This window comes from Thalassotalea fusca (assembly GCF_053485835.1).
This window is the reverse complement of sequence record NZ_JBQRUN010000062.1, coordinates 1-351: the sequence shown is the minus strand read 5'-3', so window position 1 is coordinate 351 and position 351 is coordinate 1. Positions and strand designations below refer to the sequence as shown.

1 protein-coding gene is annotated in these 351 nt (G+C 39.0%); it reads left to right on the top strand.

Annotation, left to right across the window (positions count from 1 at the left end; genetic code table 11):
* Nucleotides 1–351 (top strand): hypothetical protein (locus ACSLUK_RS20130; RefSeq protein ID WP_448550555.1); only part of this gene is annotated, 351 nt, incomplete at both ends.

The following is a 351-nucleotide window of genomic DNA, read 5'->3' as shown; positions in this document are numbered from 1 at the left end:
GAATGGTGTATATGATAGCCAAGACAGATTAACCAGTTATGGCAACTGTAGTTACCAATATACTGCTAATGGTGAGCTAAAACAGAAAACTTGTGGAAGCGATGTTACGCAGTATAGCTACGATGTTCTTGGTAACTTACTTAAAGTCACTTTGCCAGGTGAAACTGTTGTTGATTATATCATCGACGCACAGGACAGAAGGGTTGGAAAGAAAGTTAATGGAACATTAGTACAAGGATTTCTGTATGGCGGGCAATTACAGCCAGTCGCTGAACTTGACTCAAATAATGCAATTATAAGTCAGTTCATTTATGCGACGAAAACCAATGTACCTGATTACATGCTCAAAGG